Below are 15,960 nucleotides of genomic sequence, written 5' to 3' on the forward strand. Positions count from 1 at the left end.
GCCCCGCCCTTGGATTTCGCTTCGAACCGGTCGCACCGGGCTCGCATCGGGCGCGCGGTGCTGCGGCGGCTGCCGCTCGCCGGCACGCTCGTCGGGCTGGGTCTCGCCGCGTGGCTCGTGGCGACGAACGACCTCACCGCCGTGGCCACGGCCTTCGGAAAGATCGGCTTCCTCGGCCTCGCGGGCGTCGTGCTGGCGCGGGTGGTGGCGATCCTCGTCTGCGGCCTCGCCTGGGCGCGGCTCCTCGACGGGCTCGTCCCCGCCCCGGCCGGCGCCTGCCTCATCCTGCGCTTCGTGCGCGAGGGCATCAACGTGCTCCTGCCGGTGGCCTCGGTGGGCGGCGACGTGCTCGGCGCGCGGCTCCTCACCTTCTGGGGGGTGCCCGGCGCCCTGGCGGCGGCCTCGGTGCTGGCGGACATGATGTTCCAAGTCGGCACCCTCGCCCTGTTCGCCGGGCTCGGCGCCGCGTTCCTCAGCCGGGTCCCGAGCCCGGAGGCGGCGGAGCTGGCGGGCTGGACCCTCCGGTCGCTCGGCGTCGCGGCCCTGCTGCTCGGCGGGTTCTTCGCCCTCCAGCGCACCGGCCTCGTGCGGGTGCTCGAAGAGAGGATTGCCGCCCTCGGCCGCCGCTTCGTGCGCGAGGCCGAGGTGCAGCCGGAGCCCCGGCCGCAGGTGCAGGGCGCCCTGGATGCCGTGTGGGGCAAGGGCCGGCGCGGCCGTCTCGCCCAATCCTTCGGCCTGCACGCCCTGGCGTGGCTGTTCGGCGTCGCCGAGGTCGCCATCGTGCTCGCATGCATCGGCGACCATCCGTTCGGCCTGACGGAGGTGGTGGTGATCGAGGCCCTGGGGCAGGCGATCAAGGCGGTCGCGTTCCTCGTGCCGAGCGGGCTCGGGGTGCAGGAGGGCGGCTTCGTGCTGGTCTGCGGGCTGTTCGGGATCGACGGCGGGACGGCAATCGCCCTGTCGCTGGCCAAGCGCGTGCCGGATGTGGTGCTGGGCCTTCCGGCCCTGCTGGTGTGGCAGAACCTTGAGGCGCGGAGAACCGGCATCGGCCCGGCCGCGACGCCGTGATGACCCGTCTCCTGACCGCCCTTGCCGGGCTGCTGCTCCTCGCCGGACCAGCGGCGGCCCAGAGCCTCACCGTCGATCTCGGCGCGGGGGGCACGACCGAGCGCGCCCTGCAGCTCGTGGCGCTCATCACCGTGCTGGCGGTGGCGCCCTCGGTGCTGGTGATGGCCACCGCCTTCACCCGCATCGTCGTGGTGCTCTCGATCCTGCGCTCGGCGCTCGGCACCCAGACCGCCCCGCCCACGGCGGTGATCATCAGCCTCGCCCTGTTCCTCACCGCCTTCGTCATGGCCCCCACCGGCCGGGAGGCCTACACGGCCGGCATCGAGCCCCTGGTCGCGGGGCGGATCACCCAGGCGCAGGCCTTCGAGCGCGCCTCGGGACCGTTCAAGGCCTTCATGCTGAAGAACGTCCGCGAGAAGGACCTCAAGTTGTTCCTCGACCTCGCCAAGGCCCCCGTGCCCAAGGGGCCGGAGGATGTCGGGCTGGAGATCGTGACCCCCGCCTTCATGATCTCCGAGTTGCGGCGCGCCTTCGAGATCGGCTTCCTGCTGTTCATCCCCTTCCTGATCATCGACCTCGTCGTCGCCTCGGTGCTGATGGCGGTGGGCATGATGATGGTGCCCCCCGCCACCGTCGCCCTGCCCTTCAAGCTGATCTTCTTCGTCCTCGTGGACGGCTGGGGGCTGGTGGCCGGCTCGCTCGTTCAGAGTTACGGAAACTAAAGGTTACCGACGCCCGGCATCCGGGCTTGAGCGCTTCTCCCGCTAACGTGTGTGGGGATCGGCAATCCAATTATCTCTGATTTAAGCTGTCGCGGCTTAAATCCGCCCATGGTCAGGCTCCGAAATTTTCTCGGCGACCGGCGGGGTGCGGCGGCTGTTGAATTCGCCCTCGTCGGGACGCTGTTCATCATGACGACGCTGTTCGTCATGCTGGTCGGCGCGATCCTGTATATCACCCAGGCCATCGACTACGCGACGAACGCGGCCGCCCGCGACATCCTCACCGGCGCGGCGCAGGCCAATTCCGTCACCGCCAGCACCTTCACGCAGAGCCTGTGCGGCCGGCTGCCGCCGGGCATCACGTGCGCGAACCTGATCGTGAACCTGTACACGGTCACCGAAGCCTCGCAGCCGGGGGGCTACTACACCTACGTGAAGTCCGACACGAGCGGGTTGACGATCCCCGCCCTGACGCCGGGCATGGGGACGTTCAACCTCGGGAAACAGGGCGACTACCAGTACCTGCAGGTGATCTACCCGATCACCTTCCTGCCCTCCGGCTTCGCCTCCATCCTGAGCGGCGGCGCCACCTTCAACGGGCAGGCCGCCTACCTCGCGATCGCGACGGCGGCGTTCCGCAACGAGCAGTATTGATGCGGCCCGCACGCGCCCTCCCGGCGGCCCTGGGCCGCCCGATCCGCCGCTTCCTCGGCGCGGAGCGCGGGGTCGCGGCGATCGAGTTCGCGGTGATCCTGCCGATCCTGCTGATCCTGCTGCTCACGGGCACACAGGTGGTCATCTACATCAACGCCAGCCGCAAGGTCGGGCAGGTGGCGCGCTCGATCAGCCAGATGGTCTCCCAGGCCAAGCCGCCGTCGGACAATTCCACGACGACCGCGACCGTCAACGCCCTCGACCTGCATTTCAGCTTCGACGCGGCGATGGTGATCTTCCCCTACCTGCTGAACGACGCCAAGCGGCAGAACCTGTCGTGGTGGGGCGACATCTCGATCAACTATGCGAGCATCGCCTTCGTCAAGGGCAACGCCACCTGCAACGACCCGACCGACCAGAGCGCCTGCTACACGGCCAACGTGGTCTGGACGAGCACCGGCACGGCCCAGCCCTACGGGGCGAATTACCGGCCCTGCTCCACGCCGCAGCTGCCCGCCGACAACACGGCGGCGCCGAGCCGCACCGCCCTGCCGCGCTCGGTCTTCGGCCCGGCCACGCTCATCGTGATCGACGTGGTGTTCAACTTCACGCCGACGCTGGGCTCCAAGTTCTTTCCCGCGATCAAGATCGCCCGGAGCGCCTACGTGCAGCCCCGCTACGCGTCCCTGATCAACTACGACACCATCAACAGCGACGGCATCGCCACCAAATGTCCAGGCTATTGACCAGCGTGAGCCGGCTCGCCGGCCGGGGTGCCGCGCTCCCGCGTGCCCGCGAGGGCAACATCAGCATCATGTTCGGGCTGAGCCTGATCCCGCTTCTGGGCCTGATGGGCCTCGGGGTGGATTACGGCATGGCCATCACCACCAAGACGAAGCTCAACGCCGCCGCCGACGCCGCCGCCCTGGCCGGCGTGGTGACGGCGAAGGCCTATATCGCGGCCAACCCCACCGACGCCAACCTCAACCAGAACGCCATCGCGGCGGGGCAGCAGCAGGCGATCAACTCGTTCAACGTCAACGCCGGCAAGGTGCCCTACACCACCGTAAGCCTGACGACGAACACGGTGACGCGCAACGGCCAGACGCTCAAATCGACGATCCAGTACGCGGCCACGATCCAGAACAACTTCGGCAAGCTGTTCCGCACGCCGACGACGACGCTGGGCAACACGATCCAGGCCTCGGTGGACCTGCCGAGCTACCTCGACTTCTACCTGATGGTCGACGTGTCGGGCTCGATGGGCCTGCCCTCGACCACGACGGGCATGGCCCAGCTCGCCGCCCAGAACAACGACATGTACTCGGACTACAAGCAGGGCTGCCAGTTCGCCTGCCACTTCCCCGGCAACAATGGCTGGACGCTGGCGGCCGGCAAGATCCAGTTGCGCTCCGATGCGGTGAACAACGCGGTGTGCAACCTGCTCAAGCGGGCGGCGGCGCCCCTCGTGCCGAACCAGTACCGGGTGGGCCTCTATCCGTTCATCAACCAGCTCGGCACGCTGGCCGGGCTGACGAGCAGCATCGCGAGCCTCTCCACGGCGGCGCAATGCAGCCAGACCTGGCCGCTCGCCTTCACCAACCTCCTCGATACCGGCTCGACGCAGCTCTACACCAACAACGACCCGAGCACCGGGACGGGGTCGGGGGGCACGCATTTCGAGGTGGCGATGCCGCAGATGCAATCGACCGTCGCGGTCTACGGCGACGGCTCGACCGCCGCCAAGCCGAAACCGTTCGTGTTCCTGGTCACGGACGGGATGCAGAACGGCCAGCACTTCTTCACGTGGAACGGCAAGTACACCTATCCCGGCAACCCATCGAAGTTCTCAGGCTACAATGCGGCGTGGTGGGACGGCTCGCAGCCGTCGCAGATCGACCCGAACACGTGCGCGGCGCTCAAGAACGCCGGGGCGACGATCTCGGTCCTCTATATCCCGTACAACCAGATCTCGTATGTCGATCACGGCGGCACGGTCGCGTGGGAGAACGGCCGGGTCAACGGCTTCAGCCCGACCCTGGCGACGCCGCTGCAAGCCTGCGCCACGACGGGCTATTTCTACACGGCCAACACGCCGGACGACATCAACACCGCCCTCGACCAGATGTTCACCCAGGCGCTGAAGGTGGCGCGCATCATCAAGTGAGGCCGGCGCCTCACCCCGGCGGCGGTGCGGCCGGGGTGTCGGCGCGGGTCTGGCTGCTCTCGGCCGTCGGGGTGCCGCGATCCGGCACGGCGGCCTCGGGGTAGCGCTTGCGGTATTCCGTGAGGAAGGCCGACAGGGTCTCGGCCTTGGTCGCCCGCGCGGCGATGCTGCGGAAGCCCTGGGTGCGGGTCGCCCCGTCGCTGGTGAGGAGCGCGAAGGTCCGCGCATCCGGTCCCAGCGCCATCGGCCCGGAGAACTTTGCCTTCAGCCGTTCCAGGCCGAGCCGTTCGCCCGCGAGGTCGTAGGCGATGGCCGCGCGAATGCAATCGCCCCGCGCGCCCTCGTCGAGGGGGCCGCCCGCGCGCCAGGCCTCGCCGAGCAGCGCCTCGTGCGCCTCGCCCGCCTCGCGCCAGCGCCGGGCGCTCCACAGGATGTCGGCGCGCAGTCGCGCCACGTCCGGCCCGGTCTCGTCCTCGATGGCTTCGAGGGCGAGGTCGGTGCGGGTGAGGTCTGAGAGCGCCCGCGCCCGCACCAGGGACCGCGCCCGGCGCAGGTCCACCGGCAGTTCCGGCATGTCGGTCTTCTCGATCGCCGTGAGCGCCCGCATCGGCTTGCCGTCCATGAGCAGGACGGTGGCGAGCTTCGCCGCCACGGCCGAGCGCGCCGGGCCGCTGAGCCGGTTGTCGACCTGGTATTGCAGAAGGTCGGCGGCCGAATCGAGGAGGTCGAGCCCCACCAGCCTGTCCGCGAGGCGGCGGACCACCGCGTCGCCGCGCCGGCCGATGGGGGCGAGTTCCTTGAAGTCGAAATACAGGGCCACCGCCGCGACGCCGGGGAGCGAATCGCCCTTGCCCGCGAGATAGAGGTCCTCGAACGCGCCCTGCGCCTCGGAGGTGAGGGAGCGCGACAGCGACGAGGCCGGGGCCAGCATGTTGGCCCGGCGCACGGCGGCGAAAGCAGGGCGCCAGCGCCCATCCGCGAGGTAGAGCCGGGCAAGGCCGGCATTGATGGCTTCTTCGAGGGGGCCGCCGTGCCAGAGGAGCGCGAGGCGTTCCAGCTTGTCGATGGCGGCGGGCACGTCGATCTTGCCCATGGCGCGGGCGAGGAGCGCGCCGCGCAGGGCCGCGGCGGTGGCGACGGGCCGCTCGGCCTTGTCGGCGAGCTTGGCGTAGGCCTCCAGGGCAGCCGCATCCTGCCCCGTCGTCTCGGCGGCCCGCGCCCGCACCAGGGCGAGCCGGTCGCGCACCAGCGGGTGCAGGTCCCGCCCCTCGACGGCGCGGGCGGCGGCGGTCTCGGCATCGCCGGTCTCGATCGCCGCCTCGGCCGCCGTGGCCCGGATCTCCGAGGCCATGTCGGCGGGGTAGCGCTCGGCGAGCGACAGCACCTTCTGGAATCCCGATTCGGCGCTCGTCCAGTCGCCCAGCCCCGCCGCCGCCATGGCCCGCCACAGGGCGGCCTCCGGGTCGGCGGTCAGCAGCGGCACGGAGAGCGCCTTCATCGCCTCCGCGTGCCGGCCGATATGCTCCAGGATGATGCCGCGCAGCATCGCGGTGTCGCGCATGTCGGCCACGAGCGGATCGTCGGCGGCGGCGGCCTCCAGGGCGGTCAGGGCCTCCACGTCCAGGCCGTTGGCGAAGGAGGCGCGGGCCAGCGCCATGCGGGCGGGGCCGCGCTCGATGACGGGGCCCATCGCCGCGTCCATGAGGAGGCCGCGCAGGGTCTCGCGCACGTTGCCGAGGCGGACCTTCTCCCAGGCCCCCCGGTCGATGGTGGAGGTGCCGGCCTGATCGAGCACCGTCTCCGGCCTCTTCGGGGCGTTGGAGGTGGCGAGCCCCCCCTCGCGGGCGATGAGCACCCCGTCGAGGTCGGGCCGCACGGCGAGGTCGTCCGCCGCCGCCAGCACCGCGAGGCCGTGGCGGCTCGGCAGGATCTCGAAATCCACGAAGCGGCGGTTCTTGGGGTTGCCGACCGCGTCCAGCGCCGAGGACGGCACCACCGCGATCCGCTCGCCGTCGAGGTCGAGCCACCCGGCGGCGCCCGCGCGGGGCAGCGGCACGGAAACCGCCACCTGCCCGGACGGGCTCGGGCGGCGGACGGGATCGAGGCTGGCGCTCGGGTTGAGGCCGTCCCCCGCCGAGAGTTCCCAGGCGGGTCCGCCCGCGCTCACGACGGCGCCGAGGTCGAGGAGCTTCCCCGCCGGGATCTCGAAGCGCAGGACGGTGAGCGGGCCGGAGCGCAGGGGCTCGCCGAGGGCCCGCAGGCCCGTGGCGCCGGGGGGCGGCACGGAGACGGGGTCGGTCGTCTCGAAGGCGAGGAAGGCGATGCCGCCGCGCTCGAACAGCGCCGCCGCCGGCAGGCGGGCGAAGGGGAAGACGAGGCCGGAGCCGGCGGGCTTCGTCGGCACCGCCTCGGCGACGGGCGCGGGCTTCGGCAAGGCCGGCTTCGCGGGCGCCGGGCCGGCGGCGGCCTCCTTCGGGGCGGGCGCGTCCTTCGGCGCGGGCGCGGGCCCCTCCGGCACCGCGACCTCCGTGGTCTTGGGCGGCACGACCACTTTGCGGGCCACGTCGATCGTGTAGAGCCCGTCCTCGCGCTCGCCCCGGACGGCATAGCCCTCGGCGGGGGTGACGATCACGCTCGCCGAGCCTTCGTCGGCGTCGGTGGCCAGGGCGGCGACGCCCGGCCTCGGGCGGCCGCGCACGGCCCCCGCATCGATGGTGTAGCGGCCCGCGACGCGCAGGCGCGTGGCCGCGCCCTCCGTCGTCAGGGTCGCCGAGACGCCCTCGGGCAGGCGCAGGGAGAATCGCGTGAGCGTCGGCAGGTGGGCGAGGTCGAGGCCGAGCGCCTTCGGCGGCGGAACGGGCGCGCGCGCCTGCAGCGCCTCCTCGGCGGCCCGCGCCCGGCGGGCGAGGTCGGCCACGACGTCCTGCGGCAGGGCGGGCGGCAGGCCCTTCCAGCTCTCAGGGAGGAGATCCACGAAGACGCGCTCGCCCGCGAGCTGGACGTTGGCCCGCACCGGCTTCTGAAGGGCGAGGCGCAGGCCGGTCCCGTCGGGATCACGGCGGACGGCGGCGACGTAGCCCGCGAGTTCCTCGGAGAGCCGCTCCGGCCCCGCTGTGGCGCGCTCGCCGTAGCCGAGGATCAGGATGCCGCCGGAGACCGTCGCCTTGACGGTGACGGGCTTGTCGAAGGTGAGGACGAGGCGGCCGTAGCCGTCCGTGTCGGACCCCTTGGCCGAGACGAGCCGGGCGGCGAGCGCCGGATCGAGCCCGGCGGCCCAGAACAGCGTGGGCGCGAGGAGCGCGGCCACGAGCGGAACGGATCGGGCGCGAAGGCCGCGTCCTGTCCGGTTTCGCCCGCGCACCGTCGCCATCGCTTGCTAATGATCCGATCCCGGCGCGGGGGCGAAAGCCGCCACGCCTCGACGCCATGGGATGGACCCTGCACGAGCACGGCTAATAGCGGCTTAACCGCTGAGGGCGACCGCCCGGTCGAACGCCTGCGGGAAGCCCACCAGCGGCACCACGATGGTGGCGGGCTCGTTGTTGCCGGATTTCTGGGCGGCGATGGTGAGGCTCTTGGCGTTGCGCATCCCGTCCGTCGCGAGCGTCGGGAAGCTGATCGGCACGAGGCAGCCATCGCTCGTGCAGGTGGAGTAGGGCGCGCCCTTGCCCAGCGCCTGCTCGTCGAGCTTGAACGTCACGCCGGGCTCGATCGCCATGCCGAACGGCATCAGGATCACGCCCTCGGAACGGCCGTCCTTGGGTACGCTGAGCTCGAAGCCGAACTGGCGCCGGCCAGTCTTCGAATCACCCTGGGACTGGACCACGATACACGTCACCTTGGCGTCCGGGCGCACGCAGGAGACCGTCCAGTCGCCGTAGCTCTCGCTGACGGTCGTCGCCCCCGTGGGCCAGGCCGCGACGGGCGCGGCGGGGGTCGCCGCCGCCGGCGTCGGAGCCGGCTTGGCGGCGGGCTTCGGGGCAGGCTTGGGCTTCGGCCGCGCCTTGGGCGCCGCAGCCGATCCGGCGGCGGGCGGGCTCTCGGCGGCCGGGTCGGCGTCCTGCGCCCTGGCGGCCGTGGCGCTGAGCAGCACCGCGACGAGCAGGGCCGCGCGGCGGACAGGCAGACGGATCGGCGGCATGAAGACGGTTCCCCCGGAACGCGAATCGGACGCGAAGGCGCCTAACGCCTCACCGGGGCTTACGCAATCGGCCTGCTCAGAGAGGAAGCGGACCGCCAGCGCGGGCGATGAGATCGCAATGGCGGTTCAAAGCGGCGGCGCTTTCGCGACGGATCGCGCGCACCAAGGCGATGGCCAGGGTGAGAAAACCGGGATCCCCGACGGCGGATTCCTGGACCGGGGACGGGACGCGAGAGGCGATGAGAGCGAGCATTGACGACTCCATGTCGAAAGGCTCGGACGTTTCCGCGACGGCTTTTCCCGTCTGCTGCAGCGCAATATGAGCCTCCCCATTTTAGCAATCCATGGGCGGGAATGCCGCCGAGGCATGCGTGCAACACATGACGAGATGCGGAACACCTTAACCAAGCGTCAAGGTTTGTCCGCGCGCGGGGCGGTTGACCCTGCCGGGGCGAGACGCCATGGAGCGGGATGATCGCGATGGCGGCCCGGTGGCCCGACCGTCGCTGAACTGTCACCTGCGCGGCCTACCGCCGCCCGTGCGAAGTCGCGGCGTCCGCGCCGCCCACCAGACGAGGATTCCAGCATGACCGACGCGCCCACGCGCTGGCCGATCCACGGCCGCATCAGCGGCCCCATCGTAATGATCGGCTTCGGGTCGATCGGGCGCGGGACGCTCCCGCTGATCGAGCGCCATTTCGAGTACGACAAGGCCCGCTTCACGGTGATCGACCCGGTCGACACCCACAAGGCGCTCGCCGAAAAGCACGGGCTGCGCTTCGAGACCGTCGCGCTCACCCCCGAGAACTACCGGGACGTGCTCACCCCGCTCCTCACCGAGGGCGGCGGCCGGGGCTTCTGCGTGAACCTGTCGGTGGACACCTCCTCCCGCGCCATCATGGAGCTGTGCCGGGAACTCGGCGCGCTCTACGTCGACACCGTCGCCGAGCCGTGGCCGGGCTTCTACTTCGACAAGACCCGCAGCCAGGGCGACCGCACCAACTACGCGCTCCGCCAGGACATCCTCGACGCCCGCGCGCAGAAGCCGGGCGGGCCGACCGCCGTGTCCTGCTGCGGCGCCAACCCGGGCATGGTCTCGTGGTTCGTGAAGCAGGCGCTGCTCAACATCGCCAAGGACACCGGCGTCACCGATCCCGAGCCGAAGAGCCGGGAGGAGTGGGCGGCGCTGATGCACACCCTCGGCGTGAAGGGCGTCCACATCGCCGAGCGCGACACGCAGCGGGCCAAGAACCCGAAGCCGCGCGGCGTCTTCGTCAACACGTGGTCGGTCGAGGGCTTCGTCTCCGAGGGCAACCAGCCGGCCGAGCTTGGGTGGGGTACGAACGAGACCTGGATGCCGGAGAACGCCCGCGAGCAGGAGAAGGGGTCGCGCTGCGCGATCTACCTGCTCCAGCCCGGCGCCGACACCCGTGTCCGCACCTGGGTGCCCACCGCCGGCGCGCAGTTCGGCTTCCTCGTGACCCACAACGAGGCGATCTCTATCGCCGACTACTACACGGTGCGCGAGGGCGAGAAGGCGGTGTTCCGCCCGACCTGCCACTACGCCTACCACCCGGCCGACGACGCGGTGCTGTCGCTGCACGAGATGTGGGGCAATGCCGGCACGGTGCAGGAGAAGCACCACATCCTCGACGAGACCGAGATCGTCGACGGCATCGATGAACTCGGCGTGCTGGTCTACGGCCACGCCAAGAACGCCTATTGGTACGGCTCGCAGCTCTCCATCGAGGAGACCCGCCGCATCGCCCCCTACCAGAACGCCACCGGCCTTCAGGTGACGAGCGCCGTGCTGGCCGGCATGGTCTGGGCGATCGAGAACCCCGAGGCCGGCATCGTGGAGGCCGACGAGATCGACTTCCGCCGCTGCCTGGAAGTGCAGACGCCGTATCTCGGCCCGGTCGTCGGCGTGTACACCGACTGGACCCCGCTCACCGACCGCCCGGGCCTGTTCCCGGAGGATATCGACACCAGCGATCCCTGGCAGTTCCGCAACGTGCTGGTGCATCGCTGAAGGATTGCGGGCCGGTGCGCCGGCGCCGGCCCGCCCGCTCAGATTTCGACCACGAAATCCGCCCGGTAGGTCGCCCCCTCGACGGGGTTGGCGACCCAGCGGCAGCGGCCGATCCGCATGTCGTGCCCGGCGTGGAAATGGCCCGAGACCCACAGATCGGGCCTTGCTTCGTCGGCTAAATCATCGAGCAGCGTCGTCGCGTAGAAGGCCGGCACCCACCAGGGCACGCCGGGGGCATCCCGGAACCGGTCGGCCGCGAGCGGGCTCGCCGGGTGGTGGGTGATGACCACCGTCCTGCCCCCGTGCGGCACGGCGAGCGCCGCGAGCAGCCCCTCGCGCTCTGTCAGGTGCGCGGCCATCGCGTCGGCGGGTTGCCACGCGTGGCCGTCCGCCCGCTTGATCGAACCGCGATATTCCCGCGAGCCCGTCACCGGGTCGGTCATCCGCGCGGCGGCGTAGGCGGCCGGGTCCGCCGGGCGGTCGGGGGCATCGGGCGGCAGCCAGCGGCCGGCGAGGCGCCAATCGCTCCACAGGGTCGTGCCGAGAAAGCGCACGCCGTCGATCTCCACCGATTGCCCCTCCCGGAGAAGGTGGATCCCGGCGCCGAGGGTGTTCAGGTGCTCCACCTCCGCGACCAGGGCGGCGAGCAGTTCCGGCGCCGTGCGGGCGTCGCCGGTCGGCGCGTAATGCTCGTGGTTGCCCGGCACCAGCACCACCGGCCGCCCCTGCGCGAGGTGCAGCAGCGCCGCGAGCCCCCGCTCGGGATGGCCCTCGTACAGGTCCCCCGCGCAGGCGAGCACGTCGAAGTCGCGCGTTGGCGGCGCGATCAGGTCGAGGCGCCGCCGTTCGAGATGCAGGTCGGAGAGCGGAAAGATGCGCATGGGAGGTCTCACCCGGCGGCGCGCCGCTCGGCGGCGGCGGCGCGGAGGATGTCGATGGCCGAATCGGCATTGAGGATCGCGATCAGCCCGGCCGCGACGAGGTCCGGCCAGGGAGAGGGCACGAACACCGTCGTCAGCCCCGCCGCGACCACGGCGAGGTTGGCCACCGTGTCGTTGCGGGCCGAGAGGTAGGCGGCGCGGGTGAGGCTGCCGGACCCCGCGCGGTGCTTGGCGAGCATCGTCGCGCAGGCGAGGTTCACCGTGAAGGCCCCGAGCCCGGTGAGCATCAGCGGCAGCGGCGCGGGCGGCGTGAAATCCGAGAACTTGTCCCAGGCGGCATAGGCCCCGGCCAGCGCTGGCAGGATCAGCAGGAATGCGAGGCCGGTGCCGAGCCGCGCCCGGTTGCGGGCGCTCCAGCCGAGGCCGGCGAGGATCAGCAGGTTGATCGCCGCGTCTTCGAGAAAGTCGAGGCTGTCCATCACCAGGGCGACGGAGGCGATGGCGAGCGCCACCGCGATCTCCACGAAGAAGCAGGCCCCGTTCAGCGCGGCCACGCGCGCCACGACCGGGCGCAGGGCGGCGGGCGGGGTGGCGGCGGGATCGAGACTCATCCGGGTTCCGGGCGGGAGGGATGCGGCCCGCCTCTTGTCCCGGCGCGGCCCTCCTGTCGAGGCGCCGGCCGTCAGAAAAGTCTGCGGACGGGTCAAGAAAGTTGCGCCTTGGTCCGGGTGGATTCGCCGCCGCGCCTGTGCGACCCCCTAAGGGAGACGGCCGACATCCACGAGCGGCCGCAACCGGAGGTCCCGTCGAGCCATGCTGCCGGAACTGCGCGTCCTGTATTTCGAGGATCTGGAAGTCGGTCTGTCCGAGACCCTGACGAAGACCATCGCCTCGTCCGACGTGGTGGGCTTCGCCGAGATCACCGGCGACCGCAACCCGATCCACCTCTCCGAGCATTTTGCCGCGCGCACGCCCTTCGGCACGCGCATCGCCCACGGCCTCTACACCGCCGGGCTGATCTCCGCCGTGCTCGGCACTCGCCTGCCGGGCCCGGGGGCGGTCTACATCTCGCAGACCCTGAACTTCCGCGCCCCCGTGCGCATTGGTGACACCGTGGACGTGACGGTGACGGTGGCCGAGCTGATCCCGGAGCGCCGCCGCGCCCGGCTCGCCTGCCTCTGCGCCGTCTCCGGCGAGCCGGTGCTCGATGGCGAGGCCTGGGTGAAGGTGCCCAACCGCGCCGAGGCCGACCCGCTCGCCGCGCGGATGGAGAAGAGCCGCATCGCGCCGAGCGATGTCTGAGCTCCGTGACGCCTGAGCCGATCCACGATCCGGCCGACCCGCGCCTCGACCCCTACACGAGGATGCGCGAGCGCGACCTTGTCGGCCGCGCCGGGCGGTTCGTGGTGGAGGGCGAGGTGACGCTCCGGCTGCTCCTCGGCCCGCGCTCGCGCTTCCGGCCCGAATCGCTCCTTCTCGCCCCCGAGCGGCTCCCCGGCCTCGCGGGGGCGCTGGGGGCCTGCGGGGCGCCAGTCTACGTGGCCGACAAGCCGGTGATGAGCGCGGTGACGGGCTTCCCGATCCACCGGGGCGTGCTGGCGATCGGCCTGCGCGGAGACGAGCCCGTGCCGGAGGCGATCGTACCACCCGCGCCGGCCCCCGCCCTGGTGCTGGCGCTGGCGGGGCTGACGAACCACGACAATGTCGGCGCGGCCTTCCGCAACGCCGCCGCCTTCGGGGCGGATGCGGTGCTCCTCGATGCCACGACCTGCGACCCGCTCTACCGCAAGGCGATCCGCGTCTCGGCGGGGGCGGCCCTGGTCACGCCGTTCGCGCGGCTGTCGGAGGACGCCGACTGGCTGGCGATGGCCGACCGGCTCGGCCTCGAAGCCCTCGCGCTCAGCCCCGGCGCGGGGGAGGATCTGGGCGAGCGCCCCCTGCCGGCCCGCGCGCTTCTGCTGCTGGGCACCGAGGGGCCGGGGCTGGAGGCGGGTTTGATCCAGCGGGCGCGGGGTTTGCGCATCCCGATGGCGGGAGATTTCGATTCGCTCAACGTCGCCACGGCGGCCGGCATCGTCCTGCATGCGCTGGCGCGTGTACAGGGACGGTTGAACGCGGCCCCCGCACAATGATTCCGGGTTCGCATCAACGGGGGATACCTCCGTTCCATCCGCAATCCGGCGCGCGACAATGGGCTGCAATTGCCGTTCGACGCGCTATCTCTAGCTTGGCCCTACAAGACCAGGGGTTGAACGGGAGTTCGTGGCGTTGCTTCAGGCGCGGGAAGGGTTGAGGGCGCTCTCGGGGCGTCGGGTCGCCGTTGTCGGCGCCGGCCCGGGCGGATTGGCCACCGCGCTCCTGCTGGCGCGGGCGGGGATCCACGTCACGCTGTTCGAGAAGGACAGCCAGGTCGGCGGCCGCACCAAGACGGTGGAGGCGCCGGGCGGCTACAAATTCGACATCGGCCCGACCTTCTTCCTCTACCCACAGATCCTGGCCGACATCTTCAACAGCTGCGGCGAACGCCTCGAAGACCACGTGAAGCTGGAGCGGCTCGATCCGCAATACCACCTCGTCTTCGAGGGCGACGGCGGCATTTCCGGCGAGATCCGCGCCACCGGAGACCTCGACAGGCTGGAGGCGGAGATCGGCCGCCTCGCCCCGGACGATGCAAAGAACGTGAAGAAGTTCTTCACGGAGAACCGCAAGAAGCTCGACTATTTCAAGCCGGTCCTGGAACAGCCGTTCCACCGCTTCCTCAGCATGGCGAGCCCGGCCATGCTCGCCGCCCTGCCGCATCTCCACCCCGGCCGCAGCGTCGACAGGGACCTGAAGCGCTACTTCGCCGACCCGCGGGTGCGGCTCGCCTTCTCGTTCCAGACCAAATACCTCGGGATGAGCCCGTTCCGCTGCCCGAGCCTGTTCACGATCCTCTCGTTCCTCGAATACGAGCACGGGGTGTACCACCCGGTGGGCGGCTGCGGCGCCATCTCGGAGGCGATGGCGGGGCTGGCGCGGCGGATGGGCGTGGACGTGCGCCTCAACGCCGACGTCGAGCGCGTGACCTTCGACGGAACCCGCGCCAACGGCGTCGTGGTGGACGGCGAGACCTTCCGCTCGGACGCGGTGGTCATCAACGGCGACTTCGCCAAGGTGGTAAAGGCCCTGGTGCCCGAGCAGCGCCGCCCCCGCTGGCGCGACGCCAAGATCGCCGACGCCCGGCTCTCCTGCTCGACCTTCATGCTCTACCTCGGGATCGAGGGCAAAATGCCCGAGAGCCTGTCGCACCACACGATCCTGCTCGCGGAGAATTACGAGCAGAACATCCGCGAGATCACCGAGGGGACGCTGCCGATGCAGCCTTCCCTCTACGTCCAGCACGCGGGCTACACCGATGGCGGCATGGCGCCCCCCGGCCACACCGCCCTCTACGTGCTGGTGCCGGTGCCGAACCTGAAGGCCGGGATCGACTGGCCGGCGATCCGCGAATCCTACCGTGCCCTGGCGCTGGAGCGGCTGAAGCTCCTCGGACTCCACGACATCGAGGAGCGCATCCGCTACGAGCGGGTCATCGACCCGACCCAGTGGGAGAGCGATTTCGCCGTCTACGAGGGCGCGACCTTCAACCTCGCCCACGACCTGATGCAGATGCTGTGGTTCCGGCCGCACAACCGCTTCGGGCCGGGCCTCTACCTCGTCGGCGGCGGCACGCATCCGGGCTCCGGCCTGCCGGTGATCTACGAGGGCGCGCGCATCTCGGCCAAGCTCCTTATCGAGGAACTGGCCGGCGCCCGCGCCGCCGAGAATGCCGGCCTGCCCGAGACGGCGCCCCTGGCCGCGCCCGGCGAAGCCTCTTGACGCGCCCCGCCATCACCCGGCTCTGCGGCGTCGCCCTGCTCCTCGCCCTCACGGGCGCGGCGCGGGCGGCGGCGATCCAGGTGGAGGTCGATGGGGCGGAGCCCGGCGCCGGGCCCGTGCTCGTGGCGCTCTGCCAGGGCGGGCTGTCCGGCGACGCCTGCGGCCGGGGCGACCGGGGAAGCAGTGCCTCGGGCAGCGCCCGCTTCCTGTTCCGGGACGTCCCACCCGGCACCTACGCGGTGGCGGCCTTCCAGGACAGCAACGGCAACGGACAGCTCGACCGCACCGGCCTCGGCCTGCCGCTGGAGCCCTACGGCTTCTCCAACGAATCGGGACGGCGGGGGCGGCCGGATTTCCGCGAGGCGGCGTTCACCCTGCGCGAACCGGGCGTTTCACTGCGCGTGCGGCTCGTCCGCGCCCTGCCGAGGCGCTGATCG

Annotated in this window: 14 protein-coding genes; 10 read left to right on the plus strand and 4 right to left on the minus strand. The window is 71.3% G+C overall.

Features of this window, described 5'->3' with window-relative positions; all coding sequences use genetic code 11:
* Positions 1-9: 9 nt before the first annotated feature.
* The 5 genes from MKK52_RS26185 to MKK52_RS26205 all read left to right on the plus strand — a co-directional run bounded on the left by MKK52_RS26185 (position 10) and on the right by MKK52_RS26205 (position 4,611).
* Positions 10-1,068, plus strand: coding sequence for a lysylphosphatidylglycerol synthase domain-containing protein (locus MKK52_RS26185; RefSeq protein WP_243959506.1), 1,059 nt, complete (start codon positions 10-12; stop codon positions 1,066-1,068).
* On the plus strand, positions 1,068-1,790 hold the full coding sequence (fliP, locus tag MKK52_RS26190; protein ID WP_243959508.1) for a flagellar type III secretion system pore protein FliP: 723 nt from the start codon (positions 1,068-1,070) through the stop codon (positions 1,788-1,790). Before MKK52_RS26185 ends, fliP begins: the two co-directional genes overlap by 1 nt.
* A gap of 108 nt (positions 1,791-1,898) precedes the next feature.
* The gene (locus MKK52_RS26195) at positions 1,899-2,444 is read left to right on the plus strand and encodes a TadE/TadG family type IV pilus assembly protein (protein ID WP_243959510.1); all 546 of its coding nucleotides are present in this window, start codon (positions 1,899-1,901) and stop codon (positions 2,442-2,444) included.
* The gene (locus tag MKK52_RS26200) at positions 2,444-3,190 is read left to right on the plus strand and encodes a TadE/TadG family type IV pilus assembly protein (protein WP_243959511.1); all 747 of its coding nucleotides are present in this window, start codon (positions 2,444-2,446) and stop codon (positions 3,188-3,190) included. The genes MKK52_RS26195 and MKK52_RS26200 overlap by 1 nt, the downstream gene beginning before the upstream one ends.
* Positions 3,175-4,611 carry a TadE/TadG family type IV pilus assembly protein gene (locus MKK52_RS26205; RefSeq protein ID WP_243959514.1) on the plus strand — a complete coding sequence of 479 codons (1,437 nt, stop codon included), beginning with the start codon at positions 3,175-3,177 and terminating at the stop codon, positions 4,609-4,611. The genes MKK52_RS26200 and MKK52_RS26205 overlap by 16 nt, the downstream gene beginning before the upstream one ends.
* Positions 4,612-4,621: 10 nt before the next feature.
* Here the strand turns inward: MKK52_RS26205 and MKK52_RS26210 are convergent, their stop codons facing one another.
* Entirely contained in the window at positions 4,622-7,981 is a 3,360-nt protein-coding gene (locus MKK52_RS26210) for a hypothetical protein (RefSeq protein WP_279598027.1), read from the minus strand.
* Positions 7,982-8,074: 93 nt separating this feature from the next.
* Positions 8,075-8,752, minus strand: a complete 678-nt coding sequence (locus MKK52_RS26215) for an invasion associated locus B family protein (protein WP_243959518.1) — start codon at positions 8,750-8,752, stop codon at positions 8,075-8,077.
* 586 nt (positions 8,753-9,338) lie between these two features.
* Between MKK52_RS26215 and MKK52_RS26220 the strand changes: the two genes are divergently transcribed.
* Positions 9,339-10,784, plus strand: a complete 1,446-nt coding sequence (locus MKK52_RS26220) for a homospermidine synthase (RefSeq protein ID WP_243959520.1) — start codon at positions 9,339-9,341, stop codon at positions 10,782-10,784.
* Positions 10,785-10,822: 38 nt separating this feature from the next.
* On the opposite strand, the gene MKK52_RS26225 is transcribed toward MKK52_RS26220, so the two are convergent.
* Both MKK52_RS26225 and MKK52_RS26230 read right to left on the minus strand, forming a co-directional pair.
* Positions 10,823-11,665: a metallophosphoesterase gene (locus MKK52_RS26225; protein ID WP_243959522.1), complete on the minus strand. Its 843-nt coding sequence runs from the start codon at positions 11,663-11,665 to the stop codon at positions 10,823-10,825.
* Positions 11,666-11,673: 8 nt separating this feature from the next.
* Entirely contained in the window at positions 11,674-12,276 is a 603-nt protein-coding gene (locus tag MKK52_RS26230; RefSeq protein WP_243959524.1) for a cation transporter, read from the minus strand.
* A gap of 202 nt (positions 12,277-12,478) precedes the next feature.
* Between MKK52_RS26230 and croR the strand changes: the two genes are divergently transcribed.
* The 4 genes from croR (at position 12,479) to MKK52_RS26250 (ending at position 15,957) form a co-directional block, all read left to right on the plus strand.
* Positions 12,479-12,967 carry a 3-hydroxybutyryl-CoA dehydratase gene (gene croR / locus MKK52_RS26235; RefSeq protein WP_243959526.1) on the plus strand — a complete coding sequence of 163 codons (489 nt, stop codon included), beginning with the start codon at positions 12,479-12,481 and terminating at the stop codon, positions 12,965-12,967.
* Between the two features lie 62 nt (positions 12,968-13,029).
* Positions 13,030-13,797, plus strand: coding sequence for a TrmH family RNA methyltransferase (locus MKK52_RS26240; protein WP_243959788.1), 768 nt, complete (start codon positions 13,030-13,032; stop codon positions 13,795-13,797).
* Between the two features lie 136 nt (positions 13,798-13,933).
* Entirely contained in the window at positions 13,934-15,523 is a 1,590-nt protein-coding gene (crtI, locus tag MKK52_RS26245) for a phytoene desaturase family protein (RefSeq protein WP_243959790.1), read from the plus strand.
* Positions 15,520-15,957: a DUF2141 domain-containing protein gene (locus MKK52_RS26250; protein ID WP_243959528.1), complete on the plus strand. Its 438-nt coding sequence runs from the start codon at positions 15,520-15,522 to the stop codon at positions 15,955-15,957. The genes crtI and MKK52_RS26250 overlap by 4 nt, the downstream gene beginning before the upstream one ends.
* Positions 15,958-15,960: the final 3 nt, after the last annotated feature.

Source organism: Methylobacterium sp. J-067 (assembly GCF_022829465.1).
GTDB lineage: Bacteria > Pseudomonadota > Alphaproteobacteria > Rhizobiales > Beijerinckiaceae > Methylobacterium > Methylobacterium litchii.

Bases quoted from the DNA above. Each gene is read 5' to 3' on its own strand.
- MKK52_RS26205 (WP_243959514.1), top strand. From the start codon at position 3,175: ATGTCCAGGCTATTGACCAGCGTGAGCCGGCTCGCCGGCCGGGGTGCC.
- MKK52_RS26225 (WP_243959522.1), bottom strand. From the start codon at position 11,665: ATGCGCATCTTTCCGCTCTCCGACCTGCATCTCGAACGGCGGCGCCTC.
- croR (WP_243959526.1), top strand. From the start codon at position 12,479: ATGCTGCCGGAACTGCGCGTCCTGTATTTCGAGGATCTGGAAGTCGGT.
- MKK52_RS26200 (WP_243959511.1), top strand. From the start codon at position 2,444: ATGCGGCCCGCACGCGCCCTCCCGGCGGCCCTGGGCCGCCCGATCCGC.
- MKK52_RS26240 (WP_243959788.1), top strand. From the start codon at position 13,030: ATGCGCGAGCGCGACCTTGTCGGCCGCGCCGGGCGGTTCGTGGTGGAG.
- MKK52_RS26230 (WP_243959524.1), bottom strand. From the start codon at position 12,276: ATGAGTCTCGATCCCGCCGCCACCCCGCCCGCCGCCCTGCGCCCGGTC.
- MKK52_RS26210 (WP_279598027.1), bottom strand. From the start codon at position 7,981: ATGGCGACGGTGCGCGGGCGAAACCGGACAGGACGCGGCCTTCGCGCC.
- MKK52_RS26220 (WP_243959520.1), top strand. From the start codon at position 9,339: ATGACCGACGCGCCCACGCGCTGGCCGATCCACGGCCGCATCAGCGGC.
- MKK52_RS26215 (WP_243959518.1), bottom strand. From the start codon at position 8,752: ATGCCGCCGATCCGTCTGCCTGTCCGCCGCGCGGCCCTGCTCGTCGCG.
- MKK52_RS26195 (WP_243959510.1), top strand. From the start codon at position 1,899: ATGGTCAGGCTCCGAAATTTTCTCGGCGACCGGCGGGGTGCGGCGGCT.
- fliP (WP_243959508.1), top strand. From the start codon at position 1,068: ATGACCCGTCTCCTGACCGCCCTTGCCGGGCTGCTGCTCCTCGCCGGA.